Below are 19,465 nucleotides of genomic sequence, written 5' to 3'. Positions count from 1 at the left end.
GAGTTTATTAATGCTTTTTTGTAAATAGCTGTTTTTACAGTTATTAATATTATTGAAAATTATTCTCAATAGCATTAAAATTTGTAGTGTAATTAATTTTGAAAGCACTCACTTATTATGTACGTTTGTATTTGTCATGCAGTTACTGAAAAACAGATTAAGCAGGCCGTAACCGATGGTATGGATTCGATGCGTGATGTGCGTGGCTGTTTAGGTGTAGGTAGCCAATGCGGTAAATGTGTGTGTCATGCAAAAGATGTAATTACACAGTCGCAGCAAGAATTAGCTATTAAAGTGAGTGTTGATTACACCAGCTGCCAAAAAGTGGCTTAATTCAAAATATGAGATTTCTAAATTAAAAAAACCGCGTAAATCGCGGTTTTTTATTACTCAAAATAAAGTCTGTTTACTTGTGATAATCCAAGCAAATTTCCACTTCATTTTTTGAACCCATAGTAACCGCAACGCGCTGGTGAATTTCTTGCGGTTCAATATCTAAAATACGATCAAGGCCTGCATATGCAACGCCGCCAGCTTGTTCTACTAGCATTGCCATTGGATTTGCTTCATAAAGTAAGCGTAGTTTGAATGGCTTTTCCGGGTTTTTCGTGTCTTCAGGGTAAGTAAATAAACCGCCGCGACATAATAAACGGTGCACATCACCTACCATGCAGGCAATCCAACGCATATTGAAGTTTTTCTTGCGTGGGCCTTCTTCGCCAGCAAGGCAATCAGCAATATAGTTTTGCATTGGTGCTAGCCAATGGCGCTGATTTGATGCATTAATTGCGAATTCTTTAGTATCTTCAGGAATAGCTACTTTATCTTCAGTAAGTAAGAAACTGCCGTGCGTTCTATCTAATGTGAATAAACGCGTACCTTTACCAATGGTGAGCGCTAACATAGTAGATGGTCCATACAGTACATAACCTGCAGCCACTTGGTGCTTGCCTGCCTGCATGAAAATGCTTTGATCATCGGCGGCTTTATCTTTTGGCGCTTTCATAATTGAGAAGATAGTGCCAACTAACGAGTTAATATCGGTATTTGATGAACCATCAAGTGGATCAAATGCAACGATATATTCAGCATCTGGGTTGCCAGCAACAGTATAATCTTCTTCTTCAGATGCGATGGCTTTTACGTAGCCAGACTCAAGTAGAATATCTTTAAGTAATTGGTTCGATAAAACATCAAGCTTCTTTTGCGTTTCACCTTGAATGTTTTCGTCTAAGGTCGAACCTAAAACACCTGATAATTCACCTTGGCTTACGCGGAATGAAATTTCTTTACAAGCAGCAAGAATCGTTCTGATCAATGATAAAAGATCACGAGGACAGCCGTCTTCGATCAATACTGGTGGAAGTCTACGCATTTTATATTCCTGACTAATAGCTTATTGCCACATAAAGTGAGAGGGTGGCAACAGGCAACCTTTCGGCAGCGCTCAGTTAAATTTGTATACAATTGTGCATTAGCTTGTGTATGATTTAAGCACCATGCACCATTGATAATGAAATAACAAAGAAAGATGCAAAGATTAGTACAACCATTTCTGCTGATCTGTGCTTTGTTACTGTTAAGTATACCAAAAGCGCAGGCAACCCTGAAACCCATTGAATCATTTACTCGTGAAATGAATCGTTATCCCGGTTATTTTACCTTCTATTATGATAATGCTTCGGGCAAGGTTTATTTAGAAGTAGATAAATTAAACCATGAATTTTTGTTGCAACTAAGCATGCCTTACGGCCTAGGGTCGAATGATATTGGTCTTGATCGCGGTCAGTTAGGTGATACTAAAATTGTGCAGTTCGAAAAATATGGTAACAAACTCTTATTAAAACAAAATAATACTTACTACCGTGCAAACAGTACTAACAAAGCTGAGCTGCAAAGTATTCGTGAAGCATTTGCATCAAGCGTATTGCATGGTTTTGAAATTAAAGCTGCGAGCAATGAGCGTGCTTTAATTGACTACACACCTTATTTATTATCCGATGTGCATGGTGTTTCAAGAACGTTAGCAAGTCGAAATCAAGGAAGCTTTAGTTTAGATAAAAGTAAAAGTGCTGTTTACATGCCGCGTTCTAAGTCGTTTGCTAAAAATACTGAGTTAGAAGCGATTGTTAGCTTTAATGGCACAAAGCCGGGTAAATATGTAAAACAGGTTGCACCCGATCCGTATTCAATTTCAGTCCACTTACACCACTCGTTTATAGAGCTACCGGACGATGGCTTTAAACCACGAAAATTCCACCCGCAATCGGGCTTTTGGAGTGAAGAATACAAAGACTATGCAGCGCCTTTATCAGAGCCGATGTATGTGCGTTATATTCCAAAACATCGCTTAGCGAAAAAAGACCCAACAGCTGAAATTTCAGAAGCCGTTAAACCGATTGTTTACTACCTCGATCCTGGTGTGCCAGACCCAGTAAAAACAGCTTTACTTGATGGCGCTAAGTGGTGGCAGGCAGCCTTTGAAGCGGCGGGTTATAAAAACGCGTACCAAGTAAAAATGCTACCTGAAAATGCAGATCCGATGGATATTCGTTATAACGTAATCCAATGGGTGCATCGTGCAACCCGTGGTTGGTCATATGGTTCAAGTGTTATCGACCCGCGCACAGGCGAAATTATTAAAGGTCATGTAACTCTTGGTTCACTGCGTGTACGCCAAGATATTTTGATTGCAGAAGCACTCGCAGCGCCTTACTTAAAAGGTGATGAAACAGTCGAAAAATTACATGCGATGGCCCTTGACCGTATTCGCCAGTTAAGTGCCCATGAAGTAGGTCACACTTTAGGTATTGCGCATAATTTCTCTGCGTCAGTAAAAGACCGCGCATCGGTGATGGATTATCCGCATCCGTTAGTGAGCTTTAATGATGATGGCAGCTTTAATACTGAAAACGGCTATGGCAAAGGCTTAGGTGTGTGGGATATTCAAGTTGTGAAATATGGTTACTCAGATTTTCCGATTTTGAGTGAAGCAAAAGAGCTTGAAAAAATTTTAGCGGAAAATAAATCATTGGGCCTTGAGTTTATTTCCGATAGTGATGCACGCGCGAAAGGTGGTGCCCATCCAACGGCACATTTATGGGATAACGGTGAAAACCCAAGCGTTGAGCTACAACGAGTGCTTTCAATTCGCGAAAAGGCGATGTCGAAGTTTGGCATTCATAATATTAAAAATGGCACGGCGCTCTCGCAGCTAGAAGAGGTGTTTATTCCACTTTATTTATTCCATCGTTATCAAACAGAAGCAGCAGTTAAATTGATTGCGGGTGTTGATTACGACTACGAATTACGTAGTGGTGATACTTTTAAAGGCAACAAGCTTGTTGATGTTGCTAAGCAAAAAGAAGCACTAAGCGCGTTATTAACAACGCTTGATGCTGACCAGTTAGTGGTACCTGAGCACGTACTTGATGTGATTACACCAAAAGCGTACGGAGAATACAAAACTCGTGAAAGTCTAGTTGGCCGTACAGGTTTAACACTTGATCCGTTAGCATTACCGGAGGTTTCTGCAAATCATTCACTTTCTTTATTGTTAAACTCACAGCGTCTTAATCGCCTTCATTTCCAAGCGATGCGAGACAGCAAACAGCTAAGTGCGCGTAATGTGTTATTTCAACTTTGTGAGCAAGTGTTTTTCAGTAACCAAAAGCAAGGCATGTTGCATCAAGTTGCACAGCGCATTCAAATGGTGACGGCATATCATTTAGTCAATGCTGCGCTTAGTGATAAAACCGACCCAGAGGTACAGGCTGAGTTAGTTGGTCAAATTACCTTTATTAGTAGTAAATATGCACGTACTAACGATAACTTCAAAAAACACATCGCCAATGTGTTAACCAAGTCGATAGAAAAGGGAAGCTGGCAGGGTAACTTCAAACCATTACCAATACCACCAGGCTCACCTATTTAACACCTAATTGGTAAGTTATGGCATACTAAGCCCATTAGCGAAATCTAATGGGCTTTTTTATTGAACTGTTAAATTTTTTAAAGCTCATATCGAATTTATACGACAAGAATTAACAACAATGCATATTCATATTTTAGGTATTTGCGGCACCTTTATGGGGGGCATCGCAGCCATTGCAAAATCCTTGGGCCATAAAGTTACTGGCTCAGATCAAAATGTTTACCCACCAATGAGTACTCAGCTTGAGTCGTTAGGCATTGAGCTTATTCAAGGTTACGATGTTGCACAGTTAAAGCCACAACCAGATATTGTAGTGATTGGTAATGCCATGAGCCGTGGTAATCCATGTGTTGAATATGTGCTTGAAAATCGTATTCCATATACTTCCGGCCCTGAGTGGTTAAAACATAATGTATTGCAAGATGCATGGGTGCTAGCAGTTTCAGGTACTCATGGTAAAACCACCACAGCCAGTATGCTTGCATGGGTATTAGAATACGCAGGTCTTGACCCAAGCTTTTTAATTGGTGGCGTAGTACAAAATTTTGGCCTGTCGGCGCGCATAGGTAAAACACCATTTTTTGTCATTGAAGCTGACGAATACGACACCGCGTTTTTTGATAAGCGCAGCAAGTTTGTGCACTATCTGCCGCGCACCTTAATTTTGAATAACCTTGAATTTGACCACGCTGATATTTTTGAAAATTTAGCGGCAATTCAAAAGCAGTTCCACCACTTATTACGCATTGTACCTGGGCAAGGTAAAGTAATTTGGCCAAGTGATGATACGAATATTCAGCAAGTGATAGATAAAGGTTGTTGGAGTGAGCAAGAACAACTTGGCAATGACTGGGATTATCAACTTATAAACGCAGATGGCAGTGAGTTTGATGTACTGCTTGGTGGCGATATCGTTGGCCGTGTGAGTTGGCAAGCAATTGGCGAACATAATGTTAAAAACGCTTTAATGACGATTGCAGCAGCACGTCATGTAGGTATTCCTGTTGAAACATCAATTGCGGCCCTGGCTGAGTTTATTTCACCAAAGCGTCGTATGGAATTAAAAGGCGAGGTTGCGGGCATTAAGCTCTACGATGATTTCGCCCATCACCCAACTGCTATTAAAACGACTTTGGCAGGTCTCAGAGCAAAAGTGGGCCAAGCGAGAATTTTTGCCGTATTAGAACCACGTTCTAATACAATGAAAATGGGCGTACATCAAAATACATTATTAGCGTCGCTTGAAAATGCCGACGATGTGATTTTATTTGAGCCAGAGAACCTAAGCTGGTCACTCAAAGAGGCTGCCAATAACGCTGGTGCTCTATGTTTTAACAGCACAGATGAGATCATTAAAACGCTACTTGAAAAAGCAACTGTCGGCGACCATATATTGGTAATGAGTAACGGTGGCTTTGAGAATATTCATAATCGTATTTTAGATGCGCTCGCCAACAAATAGGCTTTTTATGACGCAAAACCATGAATTTAATGAAACCATAACTGTTGCACTTAGCGGTGCTTCAGGCATGCCGTATGGTTTAAAATTAATTGAAACGCTAATTTCGTTAAATCACCAAGTATTCGTTTTGGTATCAAGTGCTGCCCGTGTTGTGCTTGATACGGAATCAGATGTGAAATTATCGGGCAATGAAGAAAAGGCAACTGAGCAACTATCTAATTTATTCAATGCTAAGCCAAATCAACTTAAAGCCTTTGGTAAAGATAACTGGTTTAGCCCTGTAGCATCCGGTAGTGCTGCACCTAAAAAGATGATTGTCTGCCCATGCAGCGCAGGTACTGTATCGGCAATTAGCCATGGCGCATCTGACAACTTATTAGAGCGTGCCGCGGACGTGGTGATTAAAGAAAAGGGCCAACTAATGCTGGTGGTGCGCGAAACACCGCTTAGTGCGATTCACCTTGAAAACATGCATAAGCTGGCGCAACTAGGTGTAACTATTATGCCTGCAGCACCTGGGTTTTATCATAACCCAAGTTCAATTGAAGACTTGGTTAACTTTATGGTGGCGCGCATTTTAGATCATCTTTCTATTGAGCATACGTTAGCTAAACGTTGGGGCTACGGCTGCTAATTAATCCATCCAAAATTGGAACGCAAAATACAATGACAAAAGCTCTCGAAATTGTTGGTTTAGAAAAAACCTACAGTAACGGTGTTCAAGCTGTTAAAGGAATTGATTTAACGGTTGAAAAAGGCGACTTTTTTGCACTGTTAGGTGCTAATGGTGCTGGCAAATCAACCACAATTGGCGTGATTTCTTCACTTGTTAATAAAACCAAAGGTACGGTAAAAGTATTTGGTCATGATATTGATACTGACCTTGGCAAGGCTAAAACTAATTTAGGGTTAGTACCACAGGAATTTAACTTTAGTCAGTTTGAAACACTTAACCAAATTTTAGTGAACCAAGCCGGTTACTATGGCGTGCCACGCGCAGAAGCACATAAGCGTGCTGATGAGTTACTGGCACAACTTGGCCTTGCAGATAAAAAAGATAAGCAAGCGCGTACCTTATCAGGTGGTATGAAGCGCCGTTTAATGATTGCACGTGCGTTAATGCATAAACCACAGCTGCTGATTTTAGATGAACCCACGGCAGGTGTTGATATTGAACTGCGCCGTTCGATGTGGGAATTTTTAAAAGAGATAAATCAGCAAGGCGTTACCATTATTCTCACTACTCATTACCTTGAAGAAGCGGAAATGTTGTGTAAAAACATTGCGATTATCGATAAAGGCCAAATTATTGAAGACACCAATATGAAGTCGTTATTGGCAAAGCTTGATAAAGAAACCTTTATTCTTGATTTAAAGCAACCAACATCGGCATTTTCACTCGATGGTTACACAACTCGTGAAATTGACGACCATACCATCGAAGTCGATGTGGAGAAATCACAAGGGTTAAATGGTGTATTCGATGCGTTAAGTGCGTCAGGCAACACGGTGCTAAGTATGCGTAATAAAGCGAATCGATTAGAAGAGCTGTTTGTTGCGATTGTTGAAAAGGGGCGCGAGCAATAATTATGAGTAGTCAATTTACTGCGTTAAAAACCATTTGGATAAAAGAGTGTATTCGTTTTACCCGGATTTGGGTACAAACCTTAGTGCCACCAGCCATTACCATGTCGTTGTATTTTGTTATTTTTGGCAACCTAATTGGCTCACGTATTGGTGATATGGGTGGCTTTAACTATATGGAGTTTATTGTACCGGGTCTGATTATGATGTCGGTGATTACCAACTCTTATTCCAATGTGGCATCGAGCTTCTATTCAACGAAATTTCAAAAAAGCATTGAGGAGCTGCTAGTTTCACCAGTGCCCACTTACATTATTGTACTAGGCTATATGGGCGGCGGTATGGCGCGCGGCCTATGTGTTGGCATTATCGTAACTATTTTGTCGCTGTTTTTTGTTGATATTCAAATTCATAACGTTGCTGTTATTTTTGCCACTGTATTACTGACCGCGGCCGTGTTTGCGCTTGGTGGTTTAATTAATGCGGTATACGCTAATAGCTTTGACGATATCAGCATTATTCCCACCTTTGTTTTAACGCCGCTAACCTATTTAGGTGGCGTGTTTTATTCAATCACCTTGTTACCTGATTTTTGGGAAGGAGTGTCACAATTTAATCCAATTATTTATATGGTTAATGCATTTAGGTACGGCTTTTTAGGGGTATCTGATGTAGATATCACAACGGCATTTGCAGTAATTATTGGGTTTATCAGTGCGTTATTTGCTGTTGCATACCGTTTAATTGATAAAGGGGTTGGCATTCGCCACTAAAATTATGTCTGACGCAAATTCAAGAAGTATTAGTTCGAATCAACAAGGACTAAATGAAAAGTTAGAAGAAGTGGTACGTAAGCACCTAAGTTCTGAGTTTAAAAAGCCGATTGCAGCGCATACGCAAACGGCTTTTGATGAGGTAGATAAGAAGGTACAGCAATTTGCTGGGCCGATTATTCTCGATTCATGCTGCGGTGTAGGTGAAAGTACAGCTAATTTAGCGCGCAAGCACCCAGATGCATTAGTTATAGGTATTGATAAGTCGGCACATCGTATTGAAAAACATGATGTTGAATACAAGCAAACTGAAAACGGTCAGTACTTATTAGTACGTGCAGATTTAAATGACTTTTGGCGCTTAGTGGTTGAGCATCAATGGCAAGTGACACATCACTACTTGTTGTATCCAAATCCGTGGCCTAAAGCTAAACATTTAGGGCGCCGTTGGCATGGTGCACCGGTATTTCCTTATATTGTGAAAATTGGTGGTCAACTTGAGCTAAGAAGTAATTGGCAAACGTATGTAGATGAGTTTGCGTTTGCCCTTGGTTTAGCTGGCGTGGATGTGTCTGTAACTCCATATAGTGCAGACACAGCAATTACGCCATTTGAGCGAAAATACTGGGCCAGTGGTCAACAAAGCCACCGACTGAAAATTGACCTTAACTCGCTTTAGCAGTTTGTGATATGTGAGCCAGCTCTCGAGCTGGCTTTGCGTAGTAAAAGCCCTGCACGTATTTAATGCCCGCTTTTGCGAGTTTATCTGCAACGAGTTTGTTTTCAACGCCTTCTGCAATCAAGGTTAAGTTCACTTCCTTAGCAAAATTGGCAATGTGTTGAATAAATAAAAACACTTCATCGTCTTTGGTAATTTGTGAGACTAAAGAGCGATCGATTTTCAAGCCATCGACTTCTAGTTTAAGAATATTCGAAATATTAGAATAGCCAGTTCCAAAGTCATCGATAAAGACCTTAGCACCGTGTCTTCTTACCATTTCTACAAAGCCTTTGATTTCCGTTAGGTTGGCAATCGCTTCGGTTTCGATAAGCTCAAATGAAATATGGTGCGGTGTAGGGTAGCGCTTTAATTCATCATCAAGAAACTGCGCCAGACTTGGGTCTAACATATCTTGCGCGGTTAAATTCATGCTCCAGCATAAATTAGTTTGGCGAAAGCGCTTTACGCAATCAAGAAAAACCATTCGAGTTAATTGCCCATCCATGCGGCTGCGATTTACGACAGACATAAAGTAATCCGGCTCATGTAAAACATCGTTAATCTTAATGCGTGCTAAGCCTTCGTACATTAAGGTTTCGTTACCGTCGATAGTGAGTATTGGCTGAAAATGTGCTTCAACTTGACCATTTTTAAACGCTTCTCGAACATCTTTGGCAATTTTTAAGTTGTGCTGATATTGATTTTTAATAATGCTCATCGCATCGGAGTAAAACACCACAAGCTCACGACTACGCTTAGCTTGCTCAACCGCAATACGTGCATTCTCAACTAACAGTGTTTTATTGCCAGTGGCAATACCGGCACATAAGGTCACGTAGATAAACGGGTCATATAATAAAGGCGCATTTTTATTTAGATTTTCGACAAGTTTTAAACAGGCATTGCCGTCTAAGTTGGGCGATAGCAATGCTATTTTATTGCTAGATAAGCGATACAGGTGACATTCTGTGCTTTTTAACTTATTTAAACGTGCCAGCAGTTTTTGCATTACCTCATCACCAATGTGGGAGCCGTAAAAACCGTTAATATCTTCAAGGTTGCTAATTAATACTATGGCCAACTGCATGTGCAGTGGTGAATGGCTTTGCAGTTTTCTTTCCAGTGCAATATGGTTTGGGTAGCCCGTAACAGGATCGCGGGTTAAGTTTTGTTTTAGTAGGTAAATGTAAGCGCTGCCCACTAAAGTTGCGATAAAGAAAAAGAAACTTGCGGTGATTACCGCTTGGCTAACACTTGCTGCAAGCTGTTCATTTAAATCTTTAATGGTGATGTCGGCGCCAGTTAAATAGGTGCGCCCATCTTTTGTTTGAAACGGTAAAAATATGGTGCGGAAATGGCCCCACTGATCTTCTGAATGCTCGAATAAAGGCTCTGTTGAATAAAATGCTTTAACGTTTAATTGTGTTGCTTCAGGGTAAAGATCATAAAAATAAGTAAGCTTATTGTTTTTAATATCCTCGTTAGTATAACTAGATGCAGAGAAGTAAACTTGATCGCCTTCTTTTATCATCGCGTATACGTATTCGAGTTCGAGCTTGCTGGCAAACTCAGAGAGTTGTTTGCTTTTTAATAGGTAGCTTTTTTCATCAATGTGGTCGGGGCCGGTAATATTGTCGTGGTATTCGTCACCGAGAATGAATTTAACACTTTGTGCTGCGTTTAAGAGTTTAGCATCAACATCCTTTAAAATGTCGTTGTAGGTGTGTGAATAAACGTAATAAACATAGCCGCCAAGGCTTGCTAAAAACAGTACGCCCGCAAAAAAAAGCCAACGAATTCCTTGATTTGAATAATACATGCGCATCCTTGCCAAAAACTAATTTTGCCGCAATTGAAAAATACTGCTTTACTGTATAGCAAGCAAAGGGTTATGTTGTTTTGAAACACCTTATAATAGTCAATTTAGTGTGTTTTTTACAGCAGTAGATGGAGATATTGTGCAAATTGCGAGACTTTTTCTTGTAATTGAAGTAGAGTTGACAGCCTTTTTTTATGAATATGTTTGAACACTTTTTGGGTAAAGTGAGTAGTATGGTTGATGAAACACGTCAAGCAGTGCGCCCAGCAATAGCGTCTGAAGAAAGCTTAATGCGAATTTTTACGGTGCCAGAGGCGCCGGGCTCGACTTTGGCTAAAATTGAGCAAGAAATATCTAGTAACTTAGCAGGCTTTCTTAACGAAAATATTGCAGCGGTTGAAAAGCCTTTGCATGAAATTGAAAAAGATTTCCAAGCTGCAAATATCCCTGAAGAACCTCGTTTTGTATCTGAGCACGCCCAAGAGTTAATGGAAAAGCTGGTGGCGCATTCAGTACACACGTCCGCACCGAGCTTTATTGGTCATATGACTTCGGCCTTACCGCATTTTGTTTTACCTCTGTCAAAGTTGATGGTGGGGTTAAACCAAAATCTGGTAAAAATTGAAACATCTAAAGCATTTACACCATTAGAACGTCAAGTATTGGGTATGATGCACCACATGGTTTACGGCAAAGATGATGCTTTTTACCGTAAGTGGATGCATAACGCTAAAAATGCGCTAGGTGCATTTTGTTCAGGCGGCACGGTTGCCAATATTTCAGCGCTTTGGGTTGCGCGCAATAAACTGCTTAAACCAGATGGCGATTTTAATGGCATAAATAGCGATGGTTTAGTTGCGGCTATGATGCATTATGGCTACAAAGGATTAGCTATTTTAGTTTCAGAGCGTGGTCACTACTCACTTGGTAAAGCTGCTGATGTGTTAGGCATCGGTCGCAGCAATATTGTATCTATCGAAACAGATCATAATAACCGTGTTGATGTTGCTAAAATGCGTGAAAAGGCTAACGAATTGGCTGAAAAAGGTATTAAGGTGATGGCAATTGTGGGTGTTGCAGGCACAACTGAAACAGGCAATATTGACCCGCTTAATGAAATGGCAGACCTAGCCGAAGAAATCAATTGTCACTTTCATATTGATGCCGCTTGGGGTGGTGCAACCATGCTGTCTAATAATGCGCGTGGGTTATTAGCTGGTTGCGAACGTGCCGATTCAATTACCATTGACGCACATAAGCAAATGTATGTACCAATGGGCGCAGGTATTGTGCTTTTCAAAGAGCCAGATACAGTCAATGTGGTAGAACACCACGCTGAATATATCTTACGTAAAGGCTCGAAAGATTTAGGCTCACACACCCTTGAAGGGAGTCGTCCTGGTATGGCTATGTTAGTGCATGCGTGTTTATCAATTATTGGTCGCAAAGGCTATGAAATGTTAATTGATAAAAGCCTCGAAAAAGCGCGTTATTTTGCCGAACTTATTAAGCAAACAGATGACTTTGAACTGGTTACTGAACCAGAACTTTGCTTATTAACCTATCGCTATGTACCGGAAAAAATTAAAGAAGTACTTAAAACGGCAGATGAACAAACTAAGTTAGATATTTACGCAGCACTTAATCGTTTTACTGCGAGCATGCAAAAACGTCAGCGTGAAGCTGGGCGCTCATTTGTATCGCGTACACGTTTAACACCATATCAGTACGATAATTTACCGACAGTGGTATTTCGCGTTGTATTAGCAAACCCGCTTACATCAAATCAAATATTGCATGATATTTTAGCGGAGCAGCGAGAGTTGGCTGGTAAAGATCCAATATTTAAAAAGTATTTAGCGAAATATTTATAATTTAGCGCTGTGAATTTTTTATGAAAAAGGGAGCATTTGCTCCCTTTTTTACGTTTTTATTTAACCTTAACTCGGATGAGATAATCGTAAACGCTAAGCTTCGGTTTCAATATCCACAATCAAGTCAGACGTAATAGACTCGAGCGCTTCAACTACATCATCTTTACTTAAACCGGCAGGCAATTCTACCCGGGCTTCTGCGTTAAATAGAGGCACACCCCAATTAGGAGCGCTTTGTTGCTTAGAGTTAAAGTGAATAATTGAGGCGCCTTTATGGCGTAGCACACTTGAAAGCTCTTGTACTATACCCGGTCTGTCATTGCTGGTAATAACAAAGTTAAGCTGTTGACTTGTGTCGGTTACTTGTTCTTGCCCTGCTTCAATTTTTACTTCGAGATCGGGAATGGCGTGAATTGCGCCCTCGAGTGCCGATAAATGTTCTTCAGGTACTTCTAACTGCAAAATTCCGGCAAAGTGGCCACAAAGGTGGCTTAAATTACTGGCTAACCAATTGCCATGGTTAGCTAAAACCGCTGAGGATAGTTCATCTACTAGACCTGAGCGGTCAGGACCAATAATTGTTAATACTAACTGCTTCATATTTATGTCTCTTAATGTAATTAGCGCAACCCTCTCTACACAAATTAAGAAATAATTGTTAGCTAATTCAAAGGATTAAATGGAGGTGTAGAGCAGTTTAAGTATTGATGATTGCCTGCCTTTTGTCCAATTTATTTTGTCAAATTTTGTTAAATAATCGGTGTAATTTTTTGGTCATAAAAACGAAATATTTCACTCTCTGTAACATTTCTGTCATCTTGACAAAATATAATGCACGCCAACTAAATCCTAATTCTATTTGTAAGGGCCAATGGATGAGTTCCAATCCGCCAAGTGTTGAATTCAATACTAATAGAAACAGACTGATCAAAGATAAAGTCGCCAAATACAGTATTACGGCAGGTGGTACATTAGTACTGGTTGCCTTATTGTTGATCTTCTTTTATCTGTTGTATGTAGTACAGCCTATTTTCGCGTCATCACATGTTGAAGTGAGAAATCAATTTGCTTTACCTGAAACGCAAGAGTACGTTGCGGCAGGTATGGAAGAGCAAGGTGAAATCGCTTACTTGTTCACACCAGCTGGCGAGCTAAGTTACTACACCATTAAAGGTGATAAATTCGGCACTAAGCTAACAAGCTTTAATGTGGAATTTGATGCACCGGTAACCAGCTTTGCACGCACTGCACCGCACCAGGCGATGTATGCTTATGGTCTTGAAAATGGCGCAATTAAAGTTGTGAACCCGAAATTTGAAGTAGGATTTGCTAACAATAGCCGTACCATTAAGCCAAGTATTGCGTACCCACTAGGTGAAAGTGAAGTGATGATTGATGACGAAGGTGCATCAATTCGTAAATTCGCGTTTAGCTATGTTGCCGATGATAATCAACTTGGTGTACTTGCATTAACCGGTGATCAACGCTTGCTGTTTAGCATGCTAGCAGCAGAAGAAAATATGTTCTCTGGTGAAATGGAATGGTCAAGTGAAACCGCGGAAATTCCTGTTGAAGGCAAAGTGGATGAATTGTTAATTTCACCTGACTTTAGCCGTGCATTTGTGCGTGTTGCTAATAAAGTTTATATCTACAATACGCGTGACATTGAAGATATTACACGCATTCAAGTGCTTGCCGCGAATCAAGAGAATGCCAACCTAGTTAAAATGCAATTATTGTCAGGTGCTAACTCATTAATGTTAGTTAACGACAACGGTGAAATTTCACAGTGGTTTGAAATTAATGGTGATTCGGGTCGTAAGTTCGCCAAAATCCGTGCTTTTGCAAGTGGTGATAAAGAAATTTCAGGATTGTACAGTGAATACTATCGCCGTACATTCTTTAGCACTAATAACCAAGGTGATGTGTCGCTTTACTACACTACCAGTGAAAATAAGCTATGGTCGGGTAAAGTAGCAGACGCGGGAATTGATTTATTTGCGGTGTCACCACGTTCAAACGCTGCATTAATGCTGTCGGGTAATCAACTGATTGTTGTTGATATTGAAAATGAGCATCCTGAAGTATCTTGGTCGGCATTATGGCAAGAAGTATGGTACGAGGGCTACCCTGAACCTGCTTACATTTGGCAGTCTACATCGGCAAGTGATGATTTCGAAGCTAAGTTATCTTTAGTACCAATCTCATTCGGTACAATTAAAGCGGCAATGTATGCGATGCTATTTGCGGTTCCCATTGCGCTTTCTGCTGCTATCTACACAGCCTACTTTATGTCGCCTGAACAGCGTCGAATTGTTAAGCCAACGGTTGAAATTATGGAAGCATTACCAACCGTAATTTTAGGTTTCTTAGCGGGTCTTTGGTTAGCGCCTCTGATTGAATCTCACTTACCTGCAATTATGCTGATTTTAGTATTAACGCCATTGGCAATAATACTCACAGCATTCTTCTGGCAAAACTTACCAGAATCGATTCGCCACAAAGTGCCAGACGGTAGCCACTCTATCTTACTCATTCCAGTGGTATTACTGGCAGGTTATATTTCGTTTGCACTGAGCCCCGCGGTAGAGCTTTGGGTATTTGATGGTGATGTACGTCGTTATATTACCAACGAGTTAGGCATTGATTTTGACCAGCGCAACTCGTTAGTTGTGGGTATTGCGATGGGCTTTGCGGTTATTCCAACGATTTTCTCAATTGCTGAAGATGCGGTGTTTAGTGTACCTAAGCACTTATCGAATGGCTCGCTTGCACTTGGTGCAACGCAGTGGCAAACGCTTGTTCGCGTAGTATTACTAACAGCAAGCCCTGGTATTTTCTCGGCAGTGATGATGGGGCTAGGTCGTGCGGTTGGTGAAACCATGATTGTATTGATGGCAACAGGTAATACGCCGATTATGGATTGGAGTATTTTCCAAGGTATGCGTACGCTTGCAGCAAACATTGCGGTAGAAATGCCAGAATCAGAAGTAGGCAGCACGCACTACCGCATCTTATTCTTAGCAGCGTTTGTACTGTTTATATTCACCTTTATCTTTAACACGATTGCTGAATTTGTTCGTCAGCGTTTACGTGAAAAGTATAGTTCACTGTAAGGTTAGGAGATTTAATAAATGAAGCAGTGGTTTAAATCTGGCTCACCTTGGATCTGGATGACAGGTGGTGCAGTAAGTATCAGCTTAATCTCGGTAATTGGCCTACTGGCAATGATTGCAGGTCGCGGTTTAGGGTTCTTTTGGCCGTCAGAAGTAACGCAATTTGAAATGCACCGTGGCGACGTTAAAGAAACCGTTATCGGTGAAATTTACGACCGTGAAATGGTGCCTGTTGAGCGCTTAAAAGCAGCGAATGTTGATTTACACGGTTTTACGGGTGAAGAAGTAGAACGTTTACTGATTAAAACAGGTAACCGTGAATACGTAGACCTAGATTTCCGTTGGATTTTAGCAACGGATATTATTGAGCAATCTACTCCGAGCCAATTAGCGGTATTTGAGCGTAGTAAAAACGGTAACTTTTACGGTTACATTGAAAGTGTGGTCAAAGACGGTAAAGTTGTTGCCGAAGCGCAAAAGTTAATTGAGCTAGAGCAACTTGTAGAGCGCGCAGTTGAACTTAATGAGTCAGCACTTGATTTACAAAACGGCCCTATTGGTCATATTAACTACGACCTAGAACGTTTGCGTTTAAAAGAAAAAGCGCTCGACCTTAAAGGCGAATTAACACACGAAAAAGTGGCGGAGTTTGAAGCTCAGCGTAAAGACTATCGTGAGCAATACTTGGTGCTTGAAAAAGAGCTGTTTAAGTTTCGTGATGCGGCAAAGCGCGACCAAGTTATTGTAAAAGATATGCGTGGTGAGTTAGTAACGATTCCGCTTTACCAAGTGCTGGACGTAACACTACCAAATGATATGGGCTTAATGGCTAAATTAGGTCATTACTTCAAGCAAATTGGTAAGTTTGTTAGCGATGACCCACGTGAAGCGAATACCGAAGGCGGTGTATTCCCAGCGATTTTCGGTACCGTATTTATGGTTATGTTAATGGCGGTAATCGTAACCCCGTTTGGTGTTATCGCTGCGATTTACTTACACGAATATGCAGCGAAAAATTCTATCACTAAAATGATTCGTATCGCGGTAATTAACCTTGCTGGTGTACCATCGATTGTTTACGGTGTATTTGGCTTAGGTTTCTTTGTTTACATGCTAGGTGGTAGCATTGACCAATTATTCTACCCTGAAGCATTACCAGGCCCAACGTTTGGTACGCCAGGTGTAATTTGGTCAGCACTGACATTAGCAATTTTAACTTTACCGGTTGTAATTGTATCAACAGAAGAAGGTTTATCACGTATTCCAAGTTCAGTTCGTCAAGGCTCATTAGCACTTGGGGCCACCAAAGCTGAAACTATTTGGCGTATTATTGTACCAATGGCAAGCCCTGCAATTATGACAGGTTTGATTCTTGCGGTTGCACGTGCAGCAGGTGAAGTAGCACCACTGATGTTAGTGGGTGTGGTAAAAATGGCGCCAACACTGCCAGTTGATATGAACTTCCCGTTTGTACATTTAGATAGAAAGTTTATGCACTTAGGTTTCCACATCTATGATGTTGGTTTCCAAAGCCCGAATGTTGAAGCGGCTCGTCCGCTAGTTTATGCCACAGCGTTTTTACTTGTGGCGGTAATTGTGGCACTGAATATCACAGCAATTGGTATTCGTAACCACTTACGCGAAAAATTTAGGTCGTTAGAACACTAATTGTTCTGCGGTGATAAAAGTTTAATAGGTTTAGTAAAAATGATTACTGTTGCTCCAGAAATGAATCAATCTGCAACTGGCTTACAGCTTGATTTAGAAAACTTATCGGCAGAACAAACTGCTCTTGAAATTAAAGACTTAGACCTTTACTACGGTGACAAACAAGCGCTGAGCAATATCAGCATGAAAATTCCAAAGGGTCAGGTAACTGCATTTATCGGTCCTTCAGGTTGTGGTAAGTCAACGTTATTACGTTGTATTAACCGCATGAATGACTTGGTTGATACCTGTCGTATCGATGGTCAAATCTTGCTACATAACCAGAATATTTATGACAAAAGTGTTGATGTTGCAGCGCTTCGTCGTAACGTTGGTATGGTATTCCAGCGCCCAAACCCATTCCCTAAATCAATTTATGAGAATGTGGTTTATGGCCTACGCTTACAAGGTGTAAAAGATAAACGTAAACTAGACGAAGTAGTTGAATCGTCACTACGTGGCGCTGCACTTTGGGACGAAGTAAAAGACCGTTTGCACGACAGCGCATTTGGTTTATCAGGTGGTCAGCAACAGCGTTTGGTTATTGCTCGCGCAATTGCAATTGAACCTGAAGTACTACTGTTAGATGAACCAACATCGGCACTTGATCCAATTTCAACATTGGTAATCGAAGAGCTAATCAACGATTTAAAAAATAAGTACACCGTTGTAATTGTTACGCATAACATGCAACAAGCGGCACGTGTGTCTGACCAAACAGCGTTTATGTATATGGGTGAACTAATTGAATACTCTGATACAAATACGCTATTCACCACGCCGAAGAAAAAGAAAACTGAAGATTACATTACAGGTCGTTACGGGTAAGGATTAAAGTTATGGATCATAATATTTCAAAGCATATTTCAGGTAACTTTAACCAAGAACTTGAAAACGTTCGCAACCATGTTTTAGCTATGGGCGGATTGGTAGAGCAGCAATTAAACTCTGCGCTTGATGCGGTAAATGACAGTAATGCGGAGCTTGCGAAAAAAGTTGAGCACGGCGATTACAAGGTAAATGCAATGGAAGTGAGCATTGACGAAGAATGTACACGCATTATTGCGAAGCGTCAGCCAGCGGCAAGTGATTTACGTTTAGTTGTGGCGATTGCAAAAACCATTGCAGATTTAGAGCGCATCGGTGATGAAGCGCGTCGTATTGCGAAAGTAGCACTTGAATCAACCGCGAAAGAGCAGCAAGGCTTGCTGGGTAATATCGACAATATGGGTCGTCACGTATCACAAATGTTGCACGATGTTCTGGATGCATTTGCCCGAATGGATGCCGAAGCAGCGTTCCGTGTGCACAAAGAAGATGCCAAAGTTGACCGCGAATATGAAGCGTTAACACGTCAAATCATGACGTATATGATGGAAGATCCGCGCTCAATTCCAAAGGTTATGGATTTAGTGTGGTCCGTACGCTCATTAGAGCGCATCGGTGACCGTTGTCAGAATATTGCTGAGTACGTAATTTATTTTGTAAAAGGCAAGGACATTCGTCATACCTCGCAAGACGATATCGAGCGAGATATTATTGGTAAATAAGTTAAGTAACTATTTTAAAAGGGTAAAAGCGGTTTCGCTTTTACCCTTTTTTGCTTTGGTATTGATAACTTTTTTAGTCTATTAACTAGCGTAAATTTAATTGTTTGATAATCTAAGTTAAGGAATTTCAACTTACTGTAATACTTGTATGTTAAAGCCTTTCCTCGCTTGGCTGATTCCTGTAAAATTTGCGCGCTTTTAACATTTAAGGGTCAATTATGGCTAGTAATGCATTTTTAGGGGTTTTTGCGAAATCTCCTATCAAACCAATTGAAGAACACATAAAAATTGTTCATCAAGCCAGTGCTTTGTTAACGACTTTTTTTCAACATGCGTTTAATAAAGAATGGGAACAAGCATCTGAGATCCGCATTAATATTCGCGATTTAGAACGCAAAGCGGATGTACTTAAGCGTGACATTCGGTTGCAACTTCCTCGTGGATTATTCCTGCCAGTTGAGCGTACAGATCTTCTTGAACTGATCACTCAACAAGACAAAATTGCTAATAAGGCTAAGGACATAGCTGGTCGTGTACTTGGCCGCGAAATGGAAATCCCTGAGCAAATCCAAGCTGATTTTATTACTTACCTAAACCGCTGCATCGACGCGACAAAACAAGCTTCTAAAGCTATCAATGAACTTGATGAGCTATTAGAAACGGGTTTCCGTGGTCGTGAAGTGACGTTAGTTGAAAACATGCTAGAAGAGCTCGACGCAATTGAGCGTGACACCGATGAAATGCAAATCACTTTGCGTCGTCAGTTACGTGAAATCGAAAATGAATTAAATCCAATCGATGTAATGTTCTTATACAAAATTCTCGAGTGGGTAGGTGACTTAGCAGATATCGCTGAACGTGTTGGTTCACGTTTAGAGCTGATGCTAGCACGTTAATTAAATTAATATAAAAATTAAGTTAAAGG

Annotated in this window: 16 protein-coding genes; 13 read left to right on the top strand and 3 right to left on the bottom strand. The window is 40.7% G+C overall.

What is annotated here, in order from left to right; all coding sequences use genetic code 11:
• Nucleotides 1–117: 117 nt before the first annotated feature.
• Nucleotides 118–333: a bacterioferritin-associated ferredoxin gene (locus L1068_RS14920; protein WP_010561924.1), complete on the top strand. Its 216-nt coding sequence runs from the start codon at nt 118–120 to the stop codon at nt 331–333.
• 73 nt (nt 334–406) lie between these two features.
• On the opposite strand, the gene L1068_RS14915 is transcribed toward L1068_RS14920, so the two are convergent.
• Complete coding sequence (locus tag L1068_RS14915) at nt 407–1,375, bottom strand: class 1 fructose-bisphosphatase (protein ID WP_237130896.1); 969 nt, start codon at nt 1,373–1,375, stop codon at nt 407–409.
• Between the two features lie 156 nt (nt 1,376–1,531).
• Between L1068_RS14915 and L1068_RS14910 the strand changes: the two genes are divergently transcribed.
• The 6 genes from L1068_RS14910 (at nt 1,532) to L1068_RS14885 (ending at nt 8,432) form a co-directional block, all read left to right on the top strand.
• Complete coding sequence (locus L1068_RS14910; protein ID WP_237130895.1) at nt 1,532–3,934, top strand: zinc-dependent metalloprotease; 2,403 nt, start codon at nt 1,532–1,534, stop codon at nt 3,932–3,934.
• A 118-nt stretch (nt 3,935–4,052) separates the two neighbouring features.
• Nucleotides 4,053–5,396: a UDP-N-acetylmuramate:L-alanyl-gamma-D-glutamyl-meso-diaminopimelate ligase gene (mpl, locus tag L1068_RS14905; RefSeq protein ID WP_237130894.1), complete on the top strand. Its 1,344-nt coding sequence runs from the start codon at nt 4,053–4,055 to the stop codon at nt 5,394–5,396.
• Nucleotides 5,397–5,403: 7 nt separating this feature from the next.
• A complete protein-coding gene (locus tag L1068_RS14900) occupies nt 5,404–6,030 on the top strand; it encodes a flavin prenyltransferase UbiX (RefSeq protein ID WP_054979555.1) in 627 nt (208 codons plus the stop codon).
• 32 nt (nt 6,031–6,062) lie between these two features.
• The gene (locus L1068_RS14895; RefSeq protein ID WP_054979556.1) at nt 6,063–6,983 is read left to right on the top strand and encodes an ABC transporter ATP-binding protein; all 921 of its coding nucleotides are present in this window, start codon (nt 6,063–6,065) and stop codon (nt 6,981–6,983) included.
• Between the two features lie 2 nt (nt 6,984–6,985).
• Entirely contained in the window at nt 6,986–7,753 is a 768-nt protein-coding gene (locus L1068_RS14890) for an ABC transporter permease (protein ID WP_237130893.1), read from the top strand.
• 4 nt (nt 7,754–7,757) lie between these two features.
• A complete protein-coding gene (locus L1068_RS14885) occupies nt 7,758–8,432 on the top strand; it encodes an SAM-dependent methyltransferase (RefSeq protein WP_237130892.1) in 675 nt (224 codons plus the stop codon).
• On the opposite strand, the gene L1068_RS14880 is transcribed toward L1068_RS14885, so the two are convergent.
• Nucleotides 8,419–10,293, bottom strand: coding sequence for an EAL domain-containing protein (locus L1068_RS14880; RefSeq protein WP_237130891.1), 1,875 nt, complete (start codon nt 10,291–10,293; stop codon nt 8,419–8,421). The two genes, L1068_RS14885 and L1068_RS14880, sit on opposite strands and share 14 nt — an antisense overlap.
• A 233-nt stretch (nt 10,294–10,526) precedes the next feature.
• On the opposite strand from L1068_RS14880, the gene panP reads away from it, so the two are divergent.
• Nucleotides 10,527–12,167 (top strand): pyridoxal-dependent aspartate 1-decarboxylase PanP, encoded by a 1,641-nt coding sequence (gene panP, locus L1068_RS14875; RefSeq protein WP_040641394.1) that lies wholly within the window; start codon nt 10,527–10,529, stop codon nt 12,165–12,167.
• Nucleotides 12,168–12,260: 93 nt separating this feature from the next.
• Here panP and L1068_RS14870 read toward each other — a convergent pair whose 3' ends face one another.
• Nucleotides 12,261–12,767, bottom strand: a complete 507-nt coding sequence (locus L1068_RS14870; RefSeq protein ID WP_054979560.1) for an ACT domain-containing protein — start codon at nt 12,765–12,767, stop codon at nt 12,261–12,263.
• Between the two features lie 275 nt (nt 12,768–13,042).
• Between L1068_RS14870 and L1068_RS14865 the strand changes: the two genes are divergently transcribed.
• From L1068_RS14865 to L1068_RS14845, 5 genes are all read left to right on the top strand, one after another.
• Nucleotides 13,043–15,283, top strand: a complete 2,241-nt coding sequence (locus L1068_RS14865; RefSeq protein ID WP_237130890.1) for an ABC transporter permease subunit — start codon at nt 13,043–13,045, stop codon at nt 15,281–15,283.
• 18 nt (nt 15,284–15,301) lie between these two features.
• A complete protein-coding gene (pstA, locus tag L1068_RS14860) occupies nt 15,302–16,951 on the top strand; it encodes a phosphate ABC transporter permease PstA (protein WP_237130889.1) in 1,650 nt (549 codons plus the stop codon).
• Nucleotides 16,952–16,990: 39 nt separating this feature from the next.
• Complete coding sequence (pstB, locus tag L1068_RS14855; RefSeq protein WP_054979587.1) at nt 16,991–17,818, top strand: phosphate ABC transporter ATP-binding protein PstB; 828 nt, start codon at nt 16,991–16,993, stop codon at nt 17,816–17,818.
• 11 nt (nt 17,819–17,829) lie between these two features.
• Nucleotides 17,830–18,540 (top strand): phosphate signaling complex protein PhoU, encoded by a 711-nt coding sequence (phoU, locus tag L1068_RS14850; protein WP_237130888.1) that lies wholly within the window; start codon nt 17,830–17,832, stop codon nt 18,538–18,540.
• Nucleotides 18,541–18,758: 218 nt separating this feature from the next.
• Nucleotides 18,759–19,436, top strand: coding sequence for a TIGR00153 family protein (locus L1068_RS14845; RefSeq protein ID WP_010561909.1), 678 nt, complete (start codon nt 18,759–18,761; stop codon nt 19,434–19,436).
• Nucleotides 19,437–19,465 lie beyond the last annotated feature (29 nt).

The sequence above is a fragment of the Pseudoalteromonas sp. MMG024 genome (genome assembly GCF_021654175.1).
Lineage (GTDB): Bacteria > Pseudomonadota > Gammaproteobacteria > Enterobacterales > Alteromonadaceae > Pseudoalteromonas.
Note: the sequence above shows the minus strand (reverse complement) of the source record. Positions and strands in the feature narration are given on the sequence as shown.

What these genes read in the sequence shown, in the direction of transcription:
- panP (WP_040641394.1), top strand. Translation starts at nt 10,527, where the DNA reads ATGGTTGATGAAACACGTCAAGCAGTGCGCCCAGCAATAGCGTCTGAA.
- L1068_RS14900 (WP_054979555.1), top strand. Translation starts at nt 5,404, where the DNA reads ATGACGCAAAACCATGAATTTAATGAAACCATAACTGTTGCACTTAGC.
- L1068_RS14910 (WP_237130895.1), top strand. Translation starts at nt 1,532, where the DNA reads ATGCAAAGATTAGTACAACCATTTCTGCTGATCTGTGCTTTGTTACTG.
- L1068_RS14865 (WP_237130890.1), top strand. Translation starts at nt 13,043, where the DNA reads ATGAGTTCCAATCCGCCAAGTGTTGAATTCAATACTAATAGAAACAGA.
- phoU (WP_237130888.1), top strand. Translation starts at nt 17,830, where the DNA reads ATGGATCATAATATTTCAAAGCATATTTCAGGTAACTTTAACCAAGAA.
- L1068_RS14915 (WP_237130896.1), bottom strand. Translation starts at nt 1,375, where the DNA reads ATGCGTAGACTTCCACCAGTATTGATCGAAGACGGCTGTCCTCGTGAT.
- L1068_RS14920 (WP_010561924.1), top strand. Translation starts at nt 118, where the DNA reads ATGTACGTTTGTATTTGTCATGCAGTTACTGAAAAACAGATTAAGCAG.
- pstA (WP_237130889.1), top strand. Translation starts at nt 15,302, where the DNA reads ATGAAGCAGTGGTTTAAATCTGGCTCACCTTGGATCTGGATGACAGGT.
- mpl (WP_237130894.1), top strand. Translation starts at nt 4,053, where the DNA reads ATGCATATTCATATTTTAGGTATTTGCGGCACCTTTATGGGGGGCATC.
- pstB (WP_054979587.1), top strand. Translation starts at nt 16,991, where the DNA reads ATGATTACTGTTGCTCCAGAAATGAATCAATCTGCAACTGGCTTACAG.
- L1068_RS14890 (WP_237130893.1), top strand. Translation starts at nt 6,986, where the DNA reads ATGAGTAGTCAATTTACTGCGTTAAAAACCATTTGGATAAAAGAGTGT.
- L1068_RS14885 (WP_237130892.1), top strand. Translation starts at nt 7,758, where the DNA reads ATGTCTGACGCAAATTCAAGAAGTATTAGTTCGAATCAACAAGGACTA.
- L1068_RS14870 (WP_054979560.1), bottom strand. Translation starts at nt 12,767, where the DNA reads ATGAAGCAGTTAGTATTAACAATTATTGGTCCTGACCGCTCAGGTCTA.
- L1068_RS14880 (WP_237130891.1), bottom strand. Translation starts at nt 10,293, where the DNA reads ATGTATTATTCAAATCAAGGAATTCGTTGGCTTTTTTTTGCGGGCGTA.
- L1068_RS14895 (WP_054979556.1), top strand. Translation starts at nt 6,063, where the DNA reads ATGACAAAAGCTCTCGAAATTGTTGGTTTAGAAAAAACCTACAGTAAC.
- L1068_RS14845 (WP_010561909.1), top strand. Translation starts at nt 18,759, where the DNA reads ATGGCTAGTAATGCATTTTTAGGGGTTTTTGCGAAATCTCCTATCAAA.